Genomic DNA, 21,600 nt, shown 5'->3' with positions numbered 1-21,600 from the left:
CACGGAGGACAGGCGATGGACGATCCGACGCTCACCCACGAGGTCTTCAACCAAAGCAGCCCGCTGGTGGATGTGAATCTCTTCGAAGCCAACCTGCCGTTGCGCGAGGGGTTGGCTGCACATCTGCCAGCCCAGGCTCACGCAGCGGCCGAGGATCGGCTCAAGGCCTTGGGGGCCTTGGCCGGCTCGGCGGCGATGCAAGCGCATGCGCGCTGGGCCAATGTGCATGGGCCCGTGTTGCGCACCCATGACCGCTTTGGCCGTCGCATCGACGAGGTCGAGTTCCATCCGAGCTACCATGCCTTGATGGGAGCGGCCATTGCGCACGGTCTGCATGCCAGGCCCTGGGCGCTGGGTCCAGGGGCCCATGTGGAGCGCGCCGCTGGCTTCATGCTGTTCACCGAACTCGAACCCTCGGTGCTGTGCCCCATCTCGATGAGCTACGCCGCCACGGCGGCGCTGCGCGGCAACCCCGCGATACTGGCGGACTGGTTCCCGCGTCTGACCAGCACCGAATACGACCCGCGCCTGGTGGTTTTTCGGGACAAAGCCGGGGTGACCATGGGCATGGGCATGACCGAAAAGCAAGGCGGCTCGGACGTGCGCGCCAACACCACGCGCGCCCACTTCGAGGGTGATACGCCTTGGGGCCGTTGCTATCGGCTCGTGGGCCACAAATGGTTCTTTTCCGCGCCCATGTGCGATGCCTTCCTGGTGCTGGCCCAGGCCGAGGCTGGCCTGAGCTGCTTCTTCCTGCCACGCGTCTTGCCCGATGGGCAGCGCAACGCCTTGCGCATCCAACGCCTCAAAGACAAGCTGGGCAACAAGGCCAATGCCAGCTCCGAAGTCGAGTTCACCGGGGCGCAGGCTTGGTTGGTCGGTGAAGAGGGGCGCGGGGTACCGCAGATTCTGGAGATGGGCACGCTCACCCGGTTGGACTGCGCCTTGGGCACCACGGGCCTGATGCGCCAGGCCCTGTCGCTGGCTCTGCACCATGCACGCCAGCGCCAAGCCTTCGGTCGTGCGCTGGTGCAGCATGCCCTGATGCGCAACGTGCTGGCCGATCTGGCGCTGGAGAGTGAGGCGGCCACCGCACTGAGCCTGCGGCTGGCCCGCGCCTTCGACCGCCAGGACGATCCTTACGAGGCCCTCATGCGGCGGGTGTTGACACCGGTGGCCAAGTTCTGGATTTGCAAGCGCGGCAGCGGCTTTGCCCAGGAAGCCATGGAATGCCTGGGCGGCAATGGCTATGTCGAAGAAGGCGGCGAGGGCGTGATGGCGCGCATCTACCGTGAGATGCCGCTCAATTCCATCTGGGAAGGAGCGGGCAACATCATGGCGTTGGATCTCTTGCGCGTACTGCAGCGGGTCGGCCCCAGCGTCCGCGAGGCGGTGGCCAGTGAACTGGAGCCGCTGAAGGCCGCCCACCCGGTGGCCGATGCAGCCCGCGCCCGCGTGCTGGACTGCATGGGCGATGCTGTCGATGAGCATGACGCCCGTCGACTCGCGCAGGAACTGGCGTTGGTCGTGCAGGCGGCCTTGTTGCGCCGCCATGCGCCGGACTTCGTTTTCGACGCCTTCATCGCTTCCCGGCTGGGCGACTTCCATCACCTGTGTTATGGCAGCCTGCCGGCGGCCGTCGATGTGGAAGGCTTGCTGCAACGAGCCCTGCCGGCGTGAACCGTGGCGTATTCATCGAGGAGACCGTATGAAAGAACTCAAAGGCAAGACGGCGGTGCTGACCGGTGCGGCATCGGGCTTCGGACTGGAACTGGCCCGCCTGGCGGCACGCGAGGGCATGAATGTCGTGATGGCCGATGTGCAGCCCGACGCGCTGGAGCTGGCCGCCGCCGAGGTTCAAGCTTTGGGCGCGCCGGTGCTGGCTCAGCGCGTGGATGTCTCGCGCGGCGAGCAAGTCGAAGCCCTGGCGGCGGCCACCGTCGAACGCTTCGGCGTTCCTCACCTCGTGTTCAACAATGCGGGTGTCGGCGCCGGTGGATTGATCTGGGAGCACTCTGTGCAGGATTGGGAATGGGTGCTCGGCGTCAATCTGATGGGGGTGGCCCATGGGGTGCGTGTCTTCACGCCGATGATGCTCCAAGCGGCACGCGCCGATGCCGCCTACGAAGGCCACATCGTGAACACCGCCTCCATGGCAGGCCTGCTCAACGCGCCCAACATGGGGGTCTACAACGTCAGCAAGCACGCCGTGGTCAGTCTGTCTGAAACGCTGTACCAGGATCTTCGCTTGGTCACCGACCAAGTCACCGCCTCGGTGCTGTGTCCCTACTTCGTGCCCACCGGCATCCACCGATCCGAGCGCAACCGTCCCCCGCAGGCGCAAAGCACGCCGCCCACGCCCAGCCAGATGATCGCCCGTGCGATGAGCGAAAAAGCCGTCACCTCCGGCAAGGTCACCGCGGCCGAAGTCGCCGCGAAGGTGCTCGATGCCGTGCGTGCGCGGCAGTTCTACATCTACAGCCATCCGCAGGCGTTGGGCATCGTGCAAAAGCGACTGGAAGACATCGTGCTTGGGCGCAACCCGAGCGACCCGTTCGAGAGCCGGCCGGACATTGGCCAGCAGCTGCGCAGCGCGTTGCGGGCCGCCATGGGGTGAGGCACCCCCGAGAAGCGGCCCAGGACCAGCTGCGGGAACAGGTGCCTATGGCAAACTGCCGAGTTTGCTTCATGTGAGCCTCTACCGCCTTGGACAAAATCCTTCATCAGATTGCCGCTGAGTTGAACGTTCGGCCGCAACAAGTGCATGCGGCCGTGGAATTGCTCGATGGGGGGGCGACCGTGCCCTTCATCGCGCGCTACCGCAAAGAAGCCACGGGCGGCTTGAATGACGCGCAGTTGCGCGAACTCGAGGTGCGACTGGCCTACCTGCGCGAGCTCGAGGACCGCCGTGCCGCGGTGCTCAAGAGCATTGCCGAGCAGGGCAAGCTCACCCCCGAGTTGCAAGCCGCGATCGAGGCCGCCCCCACCAAGCAAGAACTCGAGGATTTGTATCTGCCCTACAAGCCCAAGCGGCGCACCAAGGGCATGATCGCCCGCGAGGCCGGCTTGGAGCCTTTGGCCGACCGATTGTTTGGCGATCCATCGCTGGAGCCGCTGGCCGAGGCCGCCGCCTTCGTCAACCCCGAAGCGGGCTTCGCCGATGCCCACGCGGTGCTCGATGGTGTGCGCGACCTGCTGTCCGAGCGCTGGGCTGAGGACGCCGCGCTGGTGGGCCAGTTGCGCGAATGGCTGTGGGAGGAGGGCATCTTCCAGTCGCGCTTGATGGCTGGCAAGGACGAAAACCTCCCCGAAGTGGCCAAGTTTCGGGACTATTTCGATTACGCCGAGCCCATCCGCAGCGTACCTTCGCACCGAGCGCTGGCGGTTTTCCGCGGACGGGCGCAGGACATCCTGGACGCCAAGCTGGTGCTGGACGAGGAGGTCGTCCCCGGCCGGCCGACCCTGGCCGAAGGACGCATCGCGCGTCATCTGGGCTGGAGCCATGCCCAACGGCCCGGCGACGAACTGATCCGCAAGACCATCGCCTGGACCTGGAAGGTCAAGCTCAGTCTCAGCCTGGAGCGCGATCTGTTCGCCCGCCTGCGTGAAGAGGCCGAGAAGGTGGCCATCAAGGTCTTTGCCGAAAACCTGCGCGACCTGTTGCTGGCCGCCCCGGCGGGCAAGCGTGTGGTGATGGGGCTGGATCCGGGGATCCGCACCGGCGTGAAAGTGGCTGTGGTCAACGAAACCGGCAAGGTCGTGGACACGGCCACCGTCTACCCGCACGAACCGCGCAACGATTGGGACGGAGCCCTGCACACCTTGGGTCGGTTGTGTGCCACCCATGGCGTGAATTTGATTGCCATTGGCAACGGGACGGCCAGCCGTGAAACCGACAGGCTGGCGGCCGATCTGATCAAGCGTCTTCAGCACATGGCGCCGGGCACCAAGATCGACAAGGTGGTCGTCAGCGAAGCGGGGGCCTCGGTCTATTCCGCCTCGGAATACGCCAGCAAAGAGTTGCCCGATCTGGACGTCAGCCTGCGTGGCGCGGTGTCCATTGCGCGGCGTGTGCAAGATCCGCTGGCCGAGCTGGTCAAGATCGAACCCAAGAGCATCGGCGTGGGCCAATACCAACACGATGTGAACCAGGCCGAACTGGCCCGCAGCCTGAATGCGGTGGTGGAAGACTGCGTGAACTCGGTGGGTGTGGACCTCAACACCGCTTCGGCTCCGCTGTTGGCGCGCGTGTCGGGCCTCAGCGCCAGTGTGGCCGCAGCCATCGTGCGCTGGCGCGACGCACATGGCGCGTTCCGCAATCGCCAGCAATTGTTGGAAGTCGCCGGTCTGGGCGCCAAGACGTTCGAACAGGCCGCAGGCTTCCTCCGCATCCGCGACGGTGACAATCCCTTGGACATGTCCGGCGTGCACCCCGAAACCTATCCCGTGGTCGAGCGCATGCTGCAGCATGTGGGCAAGCCCATTCACGAGGTGATGGGGCGCGCCGACGTGATCCGCAAGCTCAAACCCGAAGCCTTCGCCGATGAGAAATTCGGTGCCATCACGGTCCGCGACATCCTGGCCGAACTGGAGAAACCCGGTCGCGATCCGCGCCCGGACTTCAAGGTGGCCCGTTTCAACGAGGGGGTGGAAGACATCAAGGACCTGCAGCCCGGCATGGTGTTGGAAGGCACGGTCAGCAATGTGGCGCAGTTTGGGGCTTTCGTGGACCTGGGCGTCCACCAGGATGGCCTGGTGCATGTGAGCCAACTGTCCAACAAGTTCGTCCACGACGCGCGCGACATCGTCAAGACCGGTGACATCGTCAAGGTCAAGGTGCTGGAGGTCGACCTTGCTCGAAAGCGCATTTCGCTGACGATGCGGCTCGATGCCCCCACGGGGGGGCGCATGGGCAACGACCAGCGCTCCCCGTCGCCTCAGGACCGGCCAGGCCGCGGCCGGGGGGTGCCCCAATCTGCCATGCCCTCGGCCATGGCCGCGGCGTTCGCGAAACTGCAGTCCAAGCGTTGAAACAGGGCTGGCATTCCTGCGCCGGACGGACTATCGTACAAGGCGTCGATGGCCGACGAAGGAGTTGGATCATGCCCCGTAACGCTGTCTTGCCAGGTGGCCTGACGGCCGCTGTGGCCGCCTTGGCGCTGGGCGGCTGTGCCGGCCCGCATGCAGGTATGGACCACAGCCGGATGATGGGCGGGCCCATGGCCATGGCGGTTCTGGAGCCCACGCGGGGCCAGGGGGCCAGCGGTCGCGTCATGTTCCACCAGATGGGTGAGGATCAAGTCATGGTGCACGCCATGGTCAAAGGTCTCAAACCCAATGCCGAGCATGGCTTCCACATCCATGACAAAGGGGACTGCTCCAGCGGCGACGGCATGAGCGCCGGTGGGCACTTCAACCCCGGCGGCCATCCCCACGGCGGCCAGGCAGGGCCTCGCCATGCGGGCGACATGCCCAACCTGCGCAGCAATGCCAACGGCGAGGCCGATATGCGCTTTACCCTCAGTGGGGTGAGCATCGGACGCGGGGCCGCCGACATCGTCGGTCGCGGACTGATCGTGCATGCCGAGCCCGACGACTACCGCACCCAGCCCACTGGCAACTCCGGTGCGCGCATCGCCTGCGGCGTGATCGTCCAACACACACGATAATCTCACGGCTGTTTTCGCAGCCTCGCAAGGCGCGGTTTGCCGCGCCTTGTTTTTTGCGTCATTTTTGCCCATGAAGTCTTTGCGTCTGTACGCCGGGCCGGCTGCGCGCCGGCACATCGAGCGCCACGGCCTGTCCCCTCAGGCCGTCAAGGTCGTGGCCGGAGCCGCTGGTGGACCCAAGGGCCTGATCCTGAACCATCTGGACCGTCACATCTTTGGCCGCTGGCTGACACGCTCAGACCAGACGGTCCATCTCGTAGGGGCTTCGATCGGCGCTTGGCGCATGGCCACCGGCATGCTCGAGCAGGCCGAGACCTCCTTTGCCCGCTTGGCCCACGACTACATCCATCAGCGCTACGAGCTACCGCCAGGCAGAACCTATCCCACGGCCGAGGAAGTCAGTCGCGTCTTCGCTGAAGAACTGCACGACTTTTTCGATGGCCACATCGAGTCCCTGGTCGGTCATCCTCGGTATCGGCTGCACATCGTGGTTTCACGCGGCCGCCATGTCCTGAGCCGGGAAGGGCGGCTGCGCACGCCTTTGGGCTACCTCGGCGCGGCCTTGACCAATGCCGTGGCTCGGCCCGGTTTGAGCCTGTGGTTGGAACGCGTGCTGTTTTCCACCCCCGGTGAGCCGTTGCCCGTGGACCTGTCGGACTTGCGCCACCGGCGCGTCACGCTCGATGCCGACAATTTCGAGGCGGCCCTGCTGGCTTCGTGCTCCATTCCCTTCGTGCTCAAGGCCGTGCACGACATTGCCGGAGCGCCCCCGGGAGCTTATTGGGATGGCGGCATCACCGACTACCATCTGCACTGGAACTATGCGAGCATGGGGGAGGGCATTGTGCTCTACCCGCATTTCCAGCAGGCCGTCGTGCCTGGCTGGCTGGACAAGCCGCTGCGCCATCGCCACCGGGCCACGGCGGCGCTGGCCAACGTGCTGGTGCTTGCGCCGGCTGCCTCGTGGGTGGCGAGCTTGCCTGACCGCAAGCTGCCTGACCGCACCGACTTCAAACGCTATGGCAGCGACAACGAGGCCCGATCTCGTGCATGGCAGCGTTGCGTGGATGAGAGCGAGCGTTTGGCCGAGGAATGGGCACAATGGCTCGAAGGCGGGACCCCCGCGAATGTTTTGAACCCCTTGTGAGATCGAACTGCACGACTGAAACCGAGGACATCCCATGGGCCTGACCGCCAGCCTGATCGTCATCGTCTTGCTGATCGGTGTCAGCGCATTTTTTTCCATGGCCGAAATCTCGCTAGCGGCTTCCCGACGCCTGCGCCTTAGTCAAATGGCCGACGAGGGCGATGCGCGCGCCGCACAAGTATTGGCCGTACAAGACCAGCCCGGCAGTTACTTCACCGTGGTGCAAATCGGCCTGAACGCCGTGGCCATCTTGGGCGGGATCGTCGGGGAAGGCACTTTGACACCGTATTTCGCCGCCGGATTGCAATGGGTCTTGGACCCCGTGGCCGCCGAGCGCGTGGGTTTTGCGCTGTCGTTCCTGTTGGTGACCGGCTTGTTCGTCGTCTTTGCCGACCTGTTCCCCAAGCGGGCCGGGATGATCGAACCCGAACGCATCGCGGTGCGGCTCATCGGTCCGATGCGCTGGTGCATGCACCTGCTCAAACCGCTGGTGTGGATCTTCGATACGCTGGCCACCGGGCTGTTCAGGTTGTTCGGGTTGCCGGTGTCACGCGACGAACGCATCACGCCGGACGACATCCTGGCCATGGCCGAGGCAGGGACTCAGGCCGGATTGCTGGCCGAGCAAGAGCAGCAAGTCATCGAAAACGTCTTCGAACTCGACACCCGCACGGTCGAAAGCGCCATGACCACGCGCGAGCGCATCGTCTACTTCCTGCTGGACGACGACGATGCGCTGATCCGCACCCGCGTGGCCGAACAGCCGCATTCCACCTATCTCGTCTGTGATGGCCACATCGACAAGGTGGTCGGCTATGTCGATGCCACCGATCTGTTCCAGCGCGTGCTGCGCAACGAGCCGATCTCGCTGCAAGGTGAGATCGGCCAATCCTTGATCAAAAAGGTGCTGGTCGTGCCAGACCGCCTCACGCTGTCGGAGATGCTTGGACAGTTCCGCCAAGCCCATGAGGACTTTGCCGTCATCGTCAACGAGTACAGCCTGGTCGTGGGGGTGATCACGCTCAACGACGTGATGAGCACGGTCATGGGCAGCCTGGTCGGCGGCGATGACGAGGAGCAAATCGTCCGCCGCGAAGATGGCTCCTGGCTGGCCGATGGGATGACCCCGATCCCCGATTTGATGCGGGCACTGGACATCGACGAACTGCCGCACCAGGGCCAATACGACACCCTGGCCGGCTTCCTGATGGTGATGCTGCGCCGCATTCCCAGGCGCACCGACTCGCTCACCTGGGGCGGCTGGCGCTTCGAGGTGATGGATGTGGACAGCTACCGCATCGACCAGGTGATGATCACCCGGGTCGTCTGAGGGGTCGGCTCCCCAGACTCACATCGACGCCTCGAGCATTGCGCGATAGTCCTCGGCGCTGGCTTGCCGCGGGTTGGTCTTGTGACAATGGTCGGCCAAGGCCCCTTCGATCACGCGGTCGAACACATCCGGCCGGACCCCCATATCAGCCAGCCCCCGCGGCAGCCCCAGCCGAGCATTCATGTCGCGGATGGCATCGGGGATGTCTGCGGCCGAGGTCAGTCCCATGGCCTGGGCCATGCGTTCCAGCCGCGCCTCGGCGCGCACCGACTCTGCGGCGGCGTTGAAGCGCACCACCGCGGGCAGGAACATCGCATTGAGCGTGCCATGGTGCAGACGCGGATCGACGCCACCGAGGCTGTGGCTGAGCGAATGCACGCAGCCCAGCCCTTTCTGGAAGGCCAAGGCGCCTTGCATCGAGGCGCTCATCATCTGCCGACGGGCTTCGCGGTCGGCGCCGTGGCGTGTCGCGCGCTCGATATGCGCCCAGCCTCGCGCCAGCCCATCGAGCGCAATGCCGTCGGCAGGCGGATTGAAGGCCGGTGCCATGAAGGTCTCCATGCAATGCGCGATCGCATCCATGCCGGTGGCCGCCGTCAGCAAGGGGGGCAAGCCCAGGGTGAGTTCGGGATCGCAAATGGCCACCTTGGGCACGAGGTGCCAGGAATGAAAGCCGAGCTTGCGGCCGTCATCGACGATCACGATGGCCCCGCGGGCCACCTCGCTGCCCGTGCCGGCGGTGGTGGGCACGGCGATCACCGGCGCCACGCGGGAGGTGATGCGCGGGCTGCCGCCCTCGATGGTCGCGTAGGTCTTCAACGGCCCCTCATGCGTGGCGGCAATGGCCACCCCTTTGGCCAAATCGATGCTGGAGCCGCCACCCACGGCGATCAACCCGTCGCAGCCCTGGGCCCGATAGATGGCCTGCGCGGCGCGCACGGCCGCCTCGGTCGGGTTCGATGGAGTTTGGTCGAAGACGGCCAGCGGGAGGTCTTTTAGCGCGTCCAAGGCCCGCTGAAGCACGCCGGCGGCCTTGACTCCGGGATCGCTCACCACCAGCGGCCGGTGCATGCCGATGCGCTCGCATTCGTCGGGCAGTTGGCGCACGGCGCCGAAATCGAACTGGATCTGGGTGATGTAGTGGATGAGGGCCATGATCTGCGCTCTCAAGCTAGACGGCGGACAGTGCCAAGAATCAGTATCCTTGCGGCATTGTCCCGGAACCATCCGGATGCACCATGACACCTAGGCGTCACCTGCTGGCCCACCGGGGCGGTTCGACGCCGCCTGCGACTGTTTTGGCCGTGAATTCACCTGCCGAGCCATTTTTGCTGACCCCCCGCATGCGCGACGTGATCGAACGCATCCGCCGCGCCAATTTCACGCCTTTGCATCGGCTGCCGGTGGCCGAGGCCCGCCGGGCCTACCTGGCCGCCGCCGAAATCCTGGATCTGCCGCGGGCTGCGCTGGCGCGTGTGGAAGACCACCGGCTTGCCGGACATGAAGGCGCCATGCTGCCTGCCCGCTTGTATGCCGATTCACACGAGCCTTTGCCTGCCATGCTTTACCTGCACGGCGGAGGCTTCACCATCGGCGGCATCGAGACCCACGACAGCCTGTGCCGCCAGCTGGCCAAACTCAGCGGCGCCGCAGTGGTGTCGGTGGAGTACCGACTGGCCCCCGAACACCGTTTCCCGACGGCCGTCTACGACGCTTGGGCGGCCTTGCAAGACCTTCGACGCCAAGCGGCAAGCTGGGGACTGGACGGCACGCGGCTGGCCGTCGGCGGCGACAGTGCCGGTGGGACTTTGGCCGCCGTGTGCGCTTTGTTGGCCCGCGACGCCGGCTTCGATCTCGCCTTGCAAGTGCTCATCACCCCTGGCACCTCGGCCCATCAAGACACCGAATCGCACCGGCGTTTCGCCGAGGGCTACATCCTGGAGCGGCCGGCCATCGATTGGTTCTTCAATCATTACATCGACCCTGATCGCCGCACCGACTGGCGCTTTGCGCCGTTATTGGCCGACGACCTCGAGGGCGTGGCCGCCGCCTGGGTCGGCTTGGCCGAGGCCGACCCGCTGGTGGACGAGGGCCTGGCCTACGCCGACCGACTGCGCATGGCCGGCGTGGCGGTGGAGCTGGAGCTGTACCGCGGGGTGACGCACGATTTCATCAAGATGGGCCGGGCGCTGCCGGAAGCCCGTCAAGCCCAGGCCTCCATCGCTGCACGCTTGCGCGATGCTTTTGGAATCCCCTCATGAAACGCAACGACTTCCGCTTGCTCCATCGGCTGCGAGTGCGATGGGCTGAAATCGACGCTCAGAACATCGTCTTCAACGGGCACTATCTCACGTACTTCGACACCGCCATGGCCGATTACTGGCGCGCTTTGGCGCTGCCGTACCCCGAGGCGATGAAACCTTTGGACGGCGACCTGTACGTCAAGAAGGCCAGCATCGAGTACCACGCATCGGCGCGTTACGATGACCTGCTCGAAGTGGGCGTGCGTTGTGCACGGATCGGCAACTCCTCGATGCACTTCCAGCTGGGCATCTTCCGTCAGGATGCGCATCTCATCAGCGGGGAGCTGATTTACGTGTTCGCCGACCCCCGCACGCAAACTGCCAAACCCGTGCCAACGGCCCTGCGCGAGGCCCTGCAGGCTTTCGAGGCCGGGCAATCGATGATCGAAGTCCGGCTCGGCACCTGGCAGACCTTGGGCCAGGACGCCCAAGCCATTCGTCGCGCCGTGTTCATCGAGGAACAGGGCATCCCTCCCGAGATGGAGTGGGACGAGGCCGACGCCACCAGCGTGCATGCCGTGGCCTACAACCGCTTTGGCATGCCGCTGGCCACGGGCCGATTGCTCGAACACGTTCCCGGGGTGGCCAAGATCGGTCGCATGGCGGCCTTGCGCACCATGCGCGGCGGTGGCGTCGGACGGGCCGTGTTGGAAGCCTTGATGCGCGCTGCTCGTGAGCGCGGCTATCGCGAGGCGGTGCTGCATGCGCAAACCTCGGCCGCTGCCTTCTATGCGCGCTCGGGCTTCGCGCCCCGTGGTCCGCAGTTCGAAGAGGTGGGCATTCCTCACATCGAAATGGTCAAGACCTTGTAAAGCCAAGGCCTCACGCACGGCCGGCACCGGCTTGGGGCGACGTCCTCGACAGTCCCGTTCCTGAGGCATGTCCCGCGATCGGAGCAAGGTCCACCGAACCAAGTTGGCGGGCCGTGCGTGGCGGCCAGCCTTTGAGCAGTGAACGCCGCAACAAGGCCACCCCCGGGCCGCGCGTGCTGCTGAAGCTGCGCTCGATCACATGGGTGTGGAGCTTGCGTCCCACACGCTCGGTAATGATCACGGTGGACGCACGGGTGCCGTAACGTCCATCGGGGGTGCGAATGAACGCTGGCGACAGCCAGCGCTCCCACTGTAGCGGCACGCCGGTGTGAGGCAAGAATTCGTCCGCGATCAGCGTGCGATCGCCCAGTGCCGCAAACAGTGCGTCGGCCAGGCCATCGGCCGTATCGGCCTGCCGCAGCGCACTGCGCAAACGTTGCTTCAGGCGTTCGACCTTCGGCCAAGGGGTGTCGAGAAACGCATTGGACAGACCGTAGATGCCCCGTTCCAGCCGCTTCGGATAGCGGGCTCGATTCGACCCCCAGAAACACTCGCCCGCAGAAAAATCCGCAGCGATGACATTGAACCCGTTATAGCCCGACAGACCCACTTGCATCCAGAAGCGGTCCATCGACAGATCGCCGCGCAACCACAGCGGCACGATCTGGCCGCGCGAGGGGGCCTGAGGGTCCAGGTCCTTCGGGTTGCGCACATTGGTGACCAGGGCGAAGCGGCCTGCAGCCGTCAATCCCATCCAGGTGCCGCCGGCTTGCAGGTCTCGCCCTGCCAGAATCTCCGGCCCGCCAGGGGTGGGCTGCCACCAACTCAGCCGGGCCGTGGGCCGGTCGAAGTACTCGTCACGATTGGCCGCCACCACGAACGGAAAGCGCCGGCTCACATCGATGGCCAAGCCTACGAGACACATGGCACGAAGACCTCCACATGCCGGGGGCCATGGCACCAGGGCGCCAGCGCTTGGGCCTCGCGCTCGATATGGGCCTGGACGGCGGCCGTGATGCCGCCAGGACTGCAATAAATCTCCATCCAGGTCTGCATGCCGTCTTTCTCGTCCGGGCGCTTCAACCACTGAGCCTGCAGATCGGGCCATGCCTGACGCAGGCGGCACTGCAGGCGCTGCACGGCCTCGGCGGCGGCCGCTGCGTCTTTCGAAGCCACCCGATAGTAGATGAAAAGCCAACGGTTCTCGGCAGCGCCGTCCCCTGCGTCCAGGGGCCTGGGTGTGAAGGATGTCACGTTCTTCCCCGCGGCTGGCCCCGGCCCGCGCGGGGGAGCGCCCCGCAACCGGCGGGCAGCTGGCCGGCACACCGGCCAGCACACCGAGCTGAGCGACCGGGTTCAAACATCGGCCAGCAAAGGGTAGGGCACCGGCGACAGCCGCAATGCCGGAGTGTCCAACGCTGCCGCATGCAGCGTGCCGCCTTCGGTGGCTGACAGCTTCAACTCGACCAAACCCGCCGAGCCCCCCCGAGGATCCGGCGCGGCCAATACCACCAACCCACTGGGCTGAGCCGGGTCGGCGCTGTGAAAGATGTCTTGGCCCGGCGCCAGGGCCACCGGGCCGTGCACGAGAAAGCCCCGACGCTTGATCGTGCCGCGGAATTGACTGCGGGCCACCACTTCCTGCCCGGGATAGCAGCCTTTCTTGAAATGGACGCCGCCGACGCTTTCCAAGTTGACCATCTGAGGCACGAACTGATCGACGGTGGCTGCGGTGATGCGAGGAATCCCGCTTTGCACCTCCAGCCAGAGCCAGCCGGCCTCGTCCAACGGACCGCGGGCTTGCAAGGCCGGTGCCAGCGTCGCAGACGGGCCGACCCACAACGCGCGCGCTTGACCGGCCACATCCGGCAGGCGGATCAACCGCCCGCCCTCGAAATCGGTCAGCGCCCACGGCTGTGCCGGCGCGGTCTGACGCACCGCCTCGCCAACCCAAGCCCACACGCGCCACTGCGAGGAAACATCGCTGAGCTGGACCTTGGCTCGCAAGACGAACATCGACAGGCGTTTGAGTGTGCTGGCCAACAGATCGGCGCTGCACACCAGTGCGATGCGGTCATCGGCCTCTCGCCACACGACGAATGTTGCCAACAGCCGCCCTTTGGGCGAACAATACCCAGCCAAACGGGCCTCCCCTCGGGGCAGGTGCACGATGTCCTGGGTGAGCTGGCCATGCAGGAAACTGGCGGCATCCTCGCCGCTGGCATGGATCACGCCGAGATGGGGCAAGGCCGTGGCGCCCTCCAAGCGCGCGGCCGTCATGATCAGGGTCTCATCCAAAGCTGCAGTCATGCGTCTATTATGATCACGGGCCCGAGAGTCTGCCCGCCACGGGGCGGGCCCGCCGGCCCCGGACCCCGATGAAACTGCTGCGACGCCTGCTGCTGCTGTGTGTGCTCGCTGCGCTGGCTTTGGCCGGCGTGGCGGCTTGGTGGCTGCACCGCCCGCTGGATCTGGCAAGCCCCACCGTGGAGCTGTCGGTGGAGCCGGGCATGAGCCCGCGCGCCATCGCGCAAGCCTGGGTGGCCGCCGGGGTGCAAACCTCACCCTGGCTGCTGTATGAATGGTTCCGCTGGTCCGGCCAGGCGCGCCGCATCCGTGCCGGCAGCTACGAAGTGACTGCGGGCACCACCCCGATGGCCCTGCTGGACAAAATGGTGCTCGGCGACGAAACCCTGGTGACGACGCGTCTGATCGAGGGCTGGACCTTTCGTCAATTCCGCGATGAACTGGCCCGTGCCGAGGGCTTGCGTGCCGACACGGCCGCCATGAGCGATGCCCAGATCATGGAAGCCCTGGGACGCCCCGGCCTGCACCCCGAAGGCCGCTTCTTCCCCGACACCTACGCCTACAGCCGCGGCAGCAGCGATCTGGCCGTGCTACGACGGGCCCTGCATGCGATGGATCGCCAATTGGCTGCCGCATGGGCACAACGCGCCGCCGACTTGCCACTGCGCACGCCCGATGAAGCCCTGATCCTGGCCTCCATCGTCGAGAAGGAAACCGGCTTGGACGCCGATCGTGGCCTGGTGGCCGGGGTGTTCGTCAACCGCTTGCGCATCGGCATGCGGCTGCAGACCGACCCGAGCGTCATTTACGGTCTGGGGGCGTCCTTCGACGGCAACTTGCGTCGGCGCGATCTGGAAACCGACACGCCCTACAACACCTACACCCGCGGTGGGCTGCCACCCACGCCGATTGCCATGCCCGGCAAGCGTTCGCTGCTGGCAGCCGTCAATCCGGAGCCCACGCGAGCGCTGTATTTCGTGGCCCGTGGCGACGGCAGCAGCGTCTTCAGCGAAACCCTGAGCGAGCACAACCGCGCCGTCAACCGCTATCAACGTCGAGGCCCCTGATGCCACCCGCTTGCGTGCCCGCATGCCGCTTCATCACCGTCGAAGGCATCGACGGCGCCGGCAAGTCGACCCATGTGACGGCCATCGTCGAGCGCCTGCGTGCCCAAGGCTTCGAGGTGGTGCAGACCCGCGAGCCGGGGGGGACCGCGCTGGCCGAAGCTTTGCGCGAGCTCATCTTGCACCGTCCCATGGACGCACTGACCGAGACCTTGTTGATCTTTGCCGCGCGACGCGACCATTTGCGCGAAGTGATCGAGCCCGCCTTGGCGCGCGGCGCCGTGGTCGTCTGCGACCGATTCACCGACGCCACTTTCGCCTACCAGGGGGCCGGACGCGGTTTCGACAAAGCGGTGCTGGGTCAGCTCGAAGCCTGGGTACAAGAGGGCCGGCAGCCGGACCTCACGCTGTGGTTCGACCTGCCGGCGGAGGTCGCTGCGCAACGCCTGACTCATGCCCGCCTGCCCGATCGCTTCGAGCAGGAGCCGCAGCGCTTCTTCGAACGCGTGGCCGACGGGTATCGAGAACGCGCGCGGGCCCATCCACAACGTTTCGTCGTGATCGATGCCAATGCCGCGGTCCCAGCCGTGCGCGCCCAGGTGGAAGCCGCCTTGGCGGCCCGCGGCCTATGACCGCCAACGAACTGCCTTGGCTGGCGACCTGGCTGCCGCTGATGCTGCGCAGCCAACGAGGGCATGCCCTGTTGTTGCATGGACCGGCCGCAGCCGGTCAGTTCGAGCTTGCGCTGGCCATGGCCCAGGCCTGGCTGTGCGAGGCTGCGCAGGCCGATGCAACGGCCTGCGGCCGGTGTGAAGCCTGCACCCTGTGTCGTGCCCATACCCATCCCGATTTGCGGGTGCTGGTGCCCGAGGCCATGGCAGCGACCCTGGGCTGGGAGCCGCCAGCCGAGCCAGACTCTGACTCCGGCAAGTCCAAGCCCAGCAAAGACATTCGCGTCGAAGCCTTGCGCGCGGCGATCGAGTTTGCCCAACAAACCTCGTCGCGAGGCCGCGCCCAAGTGGTGCTGATCCACCCGGCCGAGCGCATGAACGCGGTCTCGGCCAATGCCTTGCTCAAAGTCCTGGAAGAGCCGCCAGGCCGGGCCCGTTTCATCCTGTGCACCGCAGCGCCCGACCGTCTGCTGCCCACGCTGCGCAGCCGCTGCCAGCTCGTGCCCATGCCCAGCGTGCCGCGCGATCTCGCCCTGACCTGGTTGAGCGAGCAGGGCGTGCCATCGCCGGAGGTGTTGTTGGATGCGGCTGGAGGGCTGCCTTTGGTGGCGCTCGAATGGCACCATCGGGGCCTGCGCCCCGAGACCTGGGTGCGCCTGCCTCGCGCCCTGGCCGCCGGCGACGTACAGGCGGTGTCTGGCTGGCCCGTGCCGGTGCTGATCGATGCCATGAGCCGTTGCTGTGAAGACGCCATGCGCTTGGCCGTGGGCGGCTCACCACGCTACTTCCCCGCCGAAGCATGGCGCGGGCTGCAGCCGCGACTGCCCCCGCTGTTGGTTTGGCAGGCCGAGCTCAAACGTGTGGCGCGTCACGATGAGCATCCATGGCATGCGGCTTTGATGTGCGACGCCCTTGTGAGCAGCGCCAGCCGCGCCTTACACTGCACCGCATGAGCGAAGCGAACAGTCGTCCGCCCCACATCCTCACGCCGTCGCCTGTCGGGGGCTCGCACGCGCGCCCCAGTGTGATCCAATTGGTATTTCGCGAAAAAGGCGCCCTGTATGCCGCCTACATCTCGGTGTTCACCGAGGGTGGATTGTTCGTTCCCACCACGCGAGAATACCGGCTCGGGGAAGACATCTACCTGTTGCTGTCGCTACCCGACGACCCGCAACGCTATCCAGTGGCCGGCAAGGTCGCCTGGATCACGCCGGCCAATGCTTCGGGCGGTCGTACCCAGGGGGTGGGCGTGCGCTTTCCAAACGACGAGAAATCGCGCTTGCTCAAGGTCAAGATCGAGGAGCTGCTGGGCACGGCGATCCAGTCGTCCAAGCCCACCCAGACGATCTGACGCCCCGGAGTCCCTGCGCGGCTTGCGGGCAGCGAAATCTGGGCGACCGAGCCGTGGCGTCCTGCGGCACACTGCGGTGCGTGCGGACCGCAGCCAAGGCTTCCATTCCCATGTACGTCGATTCCCATTGCCATCTGAGTTTTCCGGAACTGCGTGATCAACTGCCAGCCATTCGTGCGGCCATGAGCGCAGCCGGCGTCCACCGCGCCTTGTGCATCTGCACCACGCTGGAAGAGTTCGAGCAGGTCCATGCGCTGGCACTCGAGCACGAAGGCTTTTGGGCCACCGTCGGGGTGCATCCCGACAACGAAGGGGTGCGTGAACCCACGGTAGACGAACTTGCGGCCTTGGCCACTCGGCCGAAAGTCGTGGCCTTGGGCGAAACGGGGTTGGACTATTACCGCCTGGGCTCGCGCACGCCGGCCGACATGGAATGGCAGCGCGAACGTTTTCGCGTGCACATCCGCGCTGCCCGAGCCGCTGGCAAGCCTTTGGTGATCCACACCCGCTCGGCTGCGCAGGATACGCTGCGCTTGATCGACGAGGAGGGGGCCAGCGAGGTCGGTGGCGTCTTTCACTGCTTCACTGAAACCCGCGAGGTGGCGCAAGCCGCGCTGGAACGCGGCTTCTACCTGTCGTTCTCGGGCATCCTGACGTTCAAAAATGCCGCCGAGCTGCGCCAGGTGGCCGCCGAGGTGCCGCTGGAGCGTTGCCTGATCGAGACCGACAGTCCCTACTTGGCGCCGGTGCCACACCGCGGCAAACTGAACAATCCCTCGTACGTGCCCTATGTGGCGGCCGAACTGGCCCGGCTCAAAGGCCTCAGTGTCGAGACGGTCGCACAGGCCACCCGCCACAATTTCGAGCGCTTGTTCGGCATCCCTGCAGCACAGTGATGCCCACGCCCAGCGGCGGATCAATCTTCATGTCGAACTTGAAAAAGATCGTCTATCTCATTGTCGTACTTTGTTTTTCTTCGGCAATCGCCGGGTCTTATGACGATTTTTTCCGCGCGCTGCGGTCTGACGATGCGCGCACGCTGGAGGCCCTGTTCGCCCGGGGCTTCGATCCCAACACCGTCGATCCGCAAGGGCGCAGTCCGCTGAGTCTGGCCTTTCACTACGAGGCCTACGAGGCGGCACGGGCGCTGGTGCGCCAGCCCGACTTCCGCTTCGACGAGCCCAATGCCGCCGGCGAAACCCCGCTGATGCTGGCCGCGTTGCGTGGGCAGTGGGAGCTGGCGCGGGCATTGCTGGTACGGGGGGCACGGTTGGATCGGCCCGGCTGGACCCCGCTGCACTATGCGGCCGCGGGTCCCGAGCCGCGCGTGGTGCAGCTTTTGATCGGCCATGGCGCGGCACTCGATGCACGCGCTCCCAACGGCAACACGCCCTTGATGATGGCTGCACGCTATGGCAGCGAAGCCAGCGCCTGGATGCTGCTGCACGCCGGCGCCGACCCCCGGCTGCGCAACGACGATGGCCTGACGGCGGCTGACTTTGCCCGCTCGGTCGAGCGTGTGAAGCTGGCCCGCGAGCTCGAACGCCGCGCTGGCGAATCCGACAACGTGTCGGAATCACGCTGACACGCGTTTTGGCCTTGCATCCACTGTCGAGCTGGGCATGGCGAGCCTAGAGTGGGGCCATGCGCAATGTCCAAGGAGCGTGGCCATGAACCGTTTGCACAGCAGCATCAATCCCTTCACCCTGATGATGGATCCGCAATCCGTGTTCGATGCCATGGAGCGGTCCGAGCGCCTCAAGCGCCTGCAAAGCCGAGTGTGCCGCCCGCTGGACAAACCTTTGCTCGGCCCGGTGCGCCCAGAGCTGTCCGCCTACGACGACATGATCGACGCCGAACCCTGCTCGGACGAAGATTGACCCCCCAGCGTCGCTGCCAGCCCACGGGGGGCCATCGAGCGAGCCGCCTGCAAACCCTGGCGAAAATGCGCTTGGGTCAAGGCGCGGGCCGCTTCGGCATCGCGCCGGCCCAAGGCGGCAAGAATGTCCCGATGTTCCTGCAGCGACTGCGCCAGTCGCCCCTCGCTCAGCAGCGAGTTGTGACGGTTGAGCTTCATCACCTTGCGCAAGTCGGTCACGATCTGCACCCGCCAACGGTTGTCTGCGATCTCAAGCAAGCGCATGTGAAACGCCTCATTGAGCGCGAAAAAGGCCTCGCGATCGTGCACGGCGGCTTCCAGCCGCGCGTGCAAGGCCTCCAACTCGGCCAATTGCGCCGGCGATGCCCTTTGCGCCACCTCCGCGGCCGCATCGCTTTCCAGCAGCATCAGCAAGTGATAGACCTCGCGCATGTCGCGCTCTGACACTTCGGTCACGTACGCGCCGCGCCGGGGCCGGATCGTCACCAGCCCCTCCGACGCCAGCACCTTCAGCGCCTCACGCAGCGGCGTGCGACTGATCCCGTAATCCCGTACCAGGGCCTGCTCGTCGATCCAACTGCCTGGCGGCAAGCGGTGCGTCAGGATGCGCTCGCGCAAGCGCTCGGCCACCTGCTCGTACAGAGGGCGGTCCTGCAAGGAGGAGGGCGGCGCATGCACGTTCATACCCCGATAGTGTCGCCGAAAGAGGGCGGGTGTGTCTATAATTCAATTTTGAATTACGATCAGCTCGCCGTCAGAGCGCGTCAGAGCGCTATAGCGACCGCAGGCCTTGGCCGGAAATTGCGAGCCTCGGCGTATGCTGCAGACGTCCCGGCCGGTGGCCGGGCCTCGACACGGAAGTCCACCATGGCCGAACACACGCCCGCGTCTTACCCGCCTGCCGATCTCGACGCTTGGAGAAAGGCCGCAGCCAAAGCCGCTCCTGGCGGCCGGCTCGAAGCATTGAACTGGGTCACCCCCGAAGGACTGGTGGTCAAGCCGCTGTACACGGCCGAAGACCTGCAAGGCCTGCCGTACACCAACACCTTGCCGGGCTTTCCCCCCTTCGTGCGTGGGCCTCAGGCCACGATGTACGCCTCACGGCCCTGGACGATCCGTCAATACGCAGGGTTCTCTACCGCCGAGGAATCCAATGCGTTCTACAAGAAATCCCTGGCCGCTGGCGCTCAAGGGATTTCGGTGGCTTTCGATCTGGCCACCCATCGCGGCTACGACAGCGACCATCCCCGCGTCACCGGGGACGTGGGCAAGGCCGGCGTGGCCATCGATTCGGTGGAAGACATGAAGATCCTGTTCGATGGCATCCCGCTGGACAAGGTCAGCGTCTCCATGACCATGAACGGCGCGGTGTTGCCAGTGCTGGCCGGGTATGTGGTCGCCGCGGAAGAGCAGGGCGTGGCGCAGGACCAACTCAGTGGGACCATCCAGAACGACATCCTCAAGGAGTTCATGGTCCGCAACACCTACATCTACCCGCCCGAGCCGAGCATGCGCATCATCGGCGACATCATCGAGTACACGGCCAAGAAGATGCCGAAGTTCAACTCGATCAGCATCTCGGGCTACCACATGCAAGAAGCCGGTGCCAACCAAGCGTTGGAGCTGGCTTTTACGCTGGCCAATGGCAAGGAGTATGTCAAAACCGCCTTGGCCAAGGGGCTGGATGTGGACGAGTTCGCGGGCCGCTTGAGCTTCTTCTGGGCCATCGGGATGAACTTTTATCTCGAGATCGCCAAGATGCGCGCGGCGCGGCTGCTGTGGTACCGCATCATGAGCGACTTTGGCGCCAAGAACCCCAAGAGCCTGATGCTGCGCACCCACTGCCAGACCTCGGGCTGGTCGCTCACCGAGCAAGACCCTTACAACAACATCGTGCGCACCACCATCGAAGCCTTGGCCGCGGTGTTCGGTGGCACGCAAAGTCTGCACACCAACAGCTTCGATGAAGCCATCGCACTGCCCACCGAATTTTCGGCCCGCATCGCGCGCAATACCCAGTTGATCATTCAAGAAGAAACCCACATCTGCAATGTGATCGACCCCTGGGCGGGTTCGTACATGATGGAGCGGCTCACCCAGGACATGGCCGACAAAGCCTGGTCGATCCTCGAAGAAGTCGAGGCCATGGGTGGCATGACCCGCGCCGTCGAATCCGGATGGGCCAAGCTCAAGATCGAAGCCAGTGCCGCAGAAAAACAAGCCCGCATCGACTCGGGCAAAGACGTGATCGTCGGCGTCAACAAGTACCGGCTGGACAAAGAAGACCCGATCGACATCCTCGAAGTGGACAACCTCAAGGTGCGTCAGCAGCAAATCGAACGGCTGCAGCGCATCCGCGCCACGCGTGATGCCCAGGCGGTCCAAGCCGCGTTGGACGCCTTGACGCGCTGCGCGGAATCGGGCCAAGGCAATTTGCTGGAACTGTCCATTCAGGCCATGCGCGTGCGGGCCACCGTTGGGGAAGTCAGCGACGCATTGGAGAAGGTTTGGGGGCGCCATCGCGCCGATACGCAAAAGGTGACTGGGGTGTATGCCGCCGCTTATGACTCGGCCGAAGGGTGGGAACGGCTCAAGACCGAGATTGCCGCCTTTGCCGAGGAAGCTGGCCGCCGTCCGCGCGTGATGATTGCCAAGCTCGGGCAGGACGGTCATGACCGCGGTGCCAAGGTCGTGGCCACGGCTTATGCGGATCTGGGCTTCGACGTGGACATCGGGCCACTGTTCCAAACCCCGGAGGAATGCGCCCGCCAAGCCATCGAAAACGACGTGCATGCCGTGGGCATCTCCACGCTGGCGGCGGGTCACAAGACCCTGGTGCCGGCTCTGATCAAAGCCCTGCGTGAGCAAGGCGCCGACGACATCATCGTCTTCGTCGGCGGCGTGATCCCTCGCCAGGACTATGACTTCCTCTACGAGGCCGGGGTCAAGGGCATTTACGGGCCAGGCACCCCCATTCCCGCCTCGGCCAAGGACGTGCTCGAGCACATCCGCATGCAACTCCAGCGAGCCTGAGTGCCGTGAACGAGCGCAGCCCGTCCGAATCGCT

The 21,600-nt window shown here is 65.4% G+C and carries 21 protein-coding genes; 16 read left to right on the top strand and 5 right to left on the bottom strand.

The genetic code is table 11. The annotated features are described in order from the left end of the window. Positions 1–15: 15 nt before the first annotated feature. From CTA01S_RS04795 to paeA, 6 genes are all read left to right on the top strand, one after another. Positions 16–1,680, top strand: coding sequence for an isovaleryl-CoA dehydrogenase (locus tag CTA01S_RS04795; protein WP_019560764.1), 1,665 nt, complete (start codon positions 16–18; stop codon positions 1,678–1,680). 28 nt (positions 1,681–1,708) lie between these two features. After that, positions 1,709–2,617 carry an SDR family oxidoreductase gene (locus CTA01S_RS04790; RefSeq protein WP_019560763.1) on the top strand — a complete coding sequence of 303 codons (909 nt, stop codon included), beginning with the start codon at positions 1,709–1,711 and terminating at the stop codon, positions 2,615–2,617. A gap of 89 nt (positions 2,618–2,706) precedes the next feature. After that, a complete protein-coding gene (locus CTA01S_RS04785; RefSeq protein WP_026330159.1) occupies positions 2,707–5,031 on the top strand; it encodes a Tex family protein in 2,325 nt (774 codons plus the stop codon). 71 nt (positions 5,032–5,102) lie between these two features. Beyond that, positions 5,103–5,669, top strand: coding sequence for a superoxide dismutase family protein (locus CTA01S_RS04780; protein WP_062192781.1), 567 nt, complete (start codon positions 5,103–5,105; stop codon positions 5,667–5,669). A gap of 70 nt (positions 5,670–5,739) precedes the next feature. Beyond that, positions 5,740–6,816 (top strand): patatin-like phospholipase domain-containing protein, encoded by a 1,077-nt coding sequence (locus CTA01S_RS04775; protein WP_019560760.1) that lies wholly within the window; start codon positions 5,740–5,742, stop codon positions 6,814–6,816. 34 nt (positions 6,817–6,850) lie between these two features. Then, positions 6,851–8,146: a polyamine export protein PaeA gene (gene paeA, locus CTA01S_RS04770; RefSeq protein ID WP_062192777.1), complete on the top strand. Its 1,296-nt coding sequence runs from the start codon at positions 6,851–6,853 to the stop codon at positions 8,144–8,146. Between the two features lie 18 nt (positions 8,147–8,164). Here paeA and gbd read toward each other — a convergent pair whose 3' ends face one another. Next, positions 8,165–9,301: a 4-hydroxybutyrate dehydrogenase gene (gbd, locus tag CTA01S_RS04765; protein ID WP_062192774.1), complete on the bottom strand. Its 1,137-nt coding sequence runs from the start codon at positions 9,299–9,301 to the stop codon at positions 8,165–8,167. 143 nt (positions 9,302–9,444) lie between these two features. On the opposite strand from gbd, the gene CTA01S_RS04760 reads away from it, so the two are divergent. Then, positions 9,445–10,407 (top strand): alpha/beta hydrolase, encoded by a 963-nt coding sequence (locus CTA01S_RS04760; protein ID WP_019560757.1) that lies wholly within the window; start codon positions 9,445–9,447, stop codon positions 10,405–10,407. Further along, a complete protein-coding gene (locus CTA01S_RS04755; RefSeq protein ID WP_019560756.1) occupies positions 10,404–11,261 on the top strand; it encodes a YbgC/FadM family acyl-CoA thioesterase in 858 nt (285 codons plus the stop codon). Before CTA01S_RS04760 ends, CTA01S_RS04755 begins: the two co-directional genes overlap by 4 nt. A 10-nt stretch (positions 11,262–11,271) precedes the next feature. Here the strand turns inward: CTA01S_RS04755 and CTA01S_RS04750 are convergent, their stop codons facing one another. The 3 genes from CTA01S_RS04750 to ygfZ form a co-directional block, all read right to left on the bottom strand. Next, positions 11,272–12,186: an NRDE family protein gene (locus tag CTA01S_RS04750; RefSeq protein ID WP_019560755.1), complete on the bottom strand. Its 915-nt coding sequence runs from the start codon at positions 12,184–12,186 to the stop codon at positions 11,272–11,274. Further along, entirely contained in the window at positions 12,174–12,515 is a 342-nt protein-coding gene (locus CTA01S_RS04745; RefSeq protein WP_198150780.1) for a DUF4936 family protein, read from the bottom strand. Before CTA01S_RS04745 ends, CTA01S_RS04750 begins: the two co-directional genes overlap by 13 nt. Before the next feature lie 102 nt (positions 12,516–12,617). After that, positions 12,618–13,571 (bottom strand): CAF17-like 4Fe-4S cluster assembly/insertion protein YgfZ, encoded by a 954-nt coding sequence (gene ygfZ, locus CTA01S_RS04740; RefSeq protein WP_084362299.1) that lies wholly within the window; start codon positions 13,569–13,571, stop codon positions 12,618–12,620. 68 nt (positions 13,572–13,639) lie between these two features. Between ygfZ and mltG the strand changes: the two genes are divergently transcribed. The 7 genes from mltG (at position 13,640) to CTA01S_RS04705 (ending at position 18,534) form a co-directional block, all read left to right on the top strand. After that, positions 13,640–14,635 carry an endolytic transglycosylase MltG gene (mltG, locus tag CTA01S_RS04735; protein ID WP_062192770.1) on the top strand — a complete coding sequence of 332 codons (996 nt, stop codon included), beginning with the start codon at positions 13,640–13,642 and terminating at the stop codon, positions 14,633–14,635. Next, positions 14,635–15,264: a dTMP kinase gene (gene tmk / locus CTA01S_RS04730; protein ID WP_019560751.1), complete on the top strand. Its 630-nt coding sequence runs from the start codon at positions 14,635–14,637 to the stop codon at positions 15,262–15,264. The genes mltG and tmk overlap by 1 nt, the downstream gene beginning before the upstream one ends. Continuing rightward, the gene (gene holB, locus CTA01S_RS04725) at positions 15,261–16,256 is read left to right on the top strand and encodes a DNA polymerase III subunit delta' (protein WP_019560750.1); all 996 of its coding nucleotides are present in this window, start codon (positions 15,261–15,263) and stop codon (positions 16,254–16,256) included. The genes tmk and holB overlap by 4 nt, the downstream gene beginning before the upstream one ends. Beyond that, complete coding sequence (locus CTA01S_RS04720) at positions 16,253–16,654, top strand: PilZ domain-containing protein (protein WP_019560749.1); 402 nt, start codon at positions 16,253–16,255, stop codon at positions 16,652–16,654. The genes holB and CTA01S_RS04720 overlap by 4 nt, the downstream gene beginning before the upstream one ends. A 110-nt stretch (positions 16,655–16,764) precedes the next feature. After that, positions 16,765–17,550 carry a TatD family hydrolase gene (locus CTA01S_RS04715; RefSeq protein WP_062192767.1) on the top strand — a complete coding sequence of 262 codons (786 nt, stop codon included), beginning with the start codon at positions 16,765–16,767 and terminating at the stop codon, positions 17,548–17,550. 29 nt (positions 17,551–17,579) lie between these two features. Continuing rightward, positions 17,580–18,239 carry an ankyrin repeat domain-containing protein gene (locus tag CTA01S_RS04710; protein ID WP_062193089.1) on the top strand — a complete coding sequence of 220 codons (660 nt, stop codon included), beginning with the start codon at positions 17,580–17,582 and terminating at the stop codon, positions 18,237–18,239. A gap of 85 nt (positions 18,240–18,324) precedes the next feature. Further along, positions 18,325–18,534 (top strand): hypothetical protein, encoded by a 210-nt coding sequence (locus CTA01S_RS04705; RefSeq protein ID WP_019560746.1) that lies wholly within the window; start codon positions 18,325–18,327, stop codon positions 18,532–18,534. Here CTA01S_RS04705 and CTA01S_RS04700 read toward each other — a convergent pair. After that, positions 18,489–19,217 (bottom strand): GntR family transcriptional regulator, encoded by a 729-nt coding sequence (locus CTA01S_RS04700; RefSeq protein ID WP_019560745.1) that lies wholly within the window; start codon positions 19,215–19,217, stop codon positions 18,489–18,491. The two genes, CTA01S_RS04705 and CTA01S_RS04700, sit on opposite strands and share 46 nt — an antisense overlap. A gap of 183 nt (positions 19,218–19,400) precedes the next feature. On the opposite strand from CTA01S_RS04700, the gene scpA reads away from it, so the two are divergent. Then, positions 19,401–21,566, top strand: coding sequence for a methylmalonyl-CoA mutase (scpA, locus tag CTA01S_RS04695; RefSeq protein WP_062192763.1), 2,166 nt, complete (start codon positions 19,401–19,403; stop codon positions 21,564–21,566). Positions 21,567–21,600: the final 34 nt, after the last annotated feature.

The sequence above is a fragment of the Caldimonas taiwanensis NBRC 104434 genome, assembly GCF_001592165.1.
In the GTDB taxonomy this organism is placed as follows: Bacteria; Pseudomonadota; Gammaproteobacteria; order Burkholderiales; family Burkholderiaceae_C; genus Caldimonas; species Caldimonas manganoxidans.
This window is presented reverse-complemented; position numbering and strand designations above follow the sequence as displayed.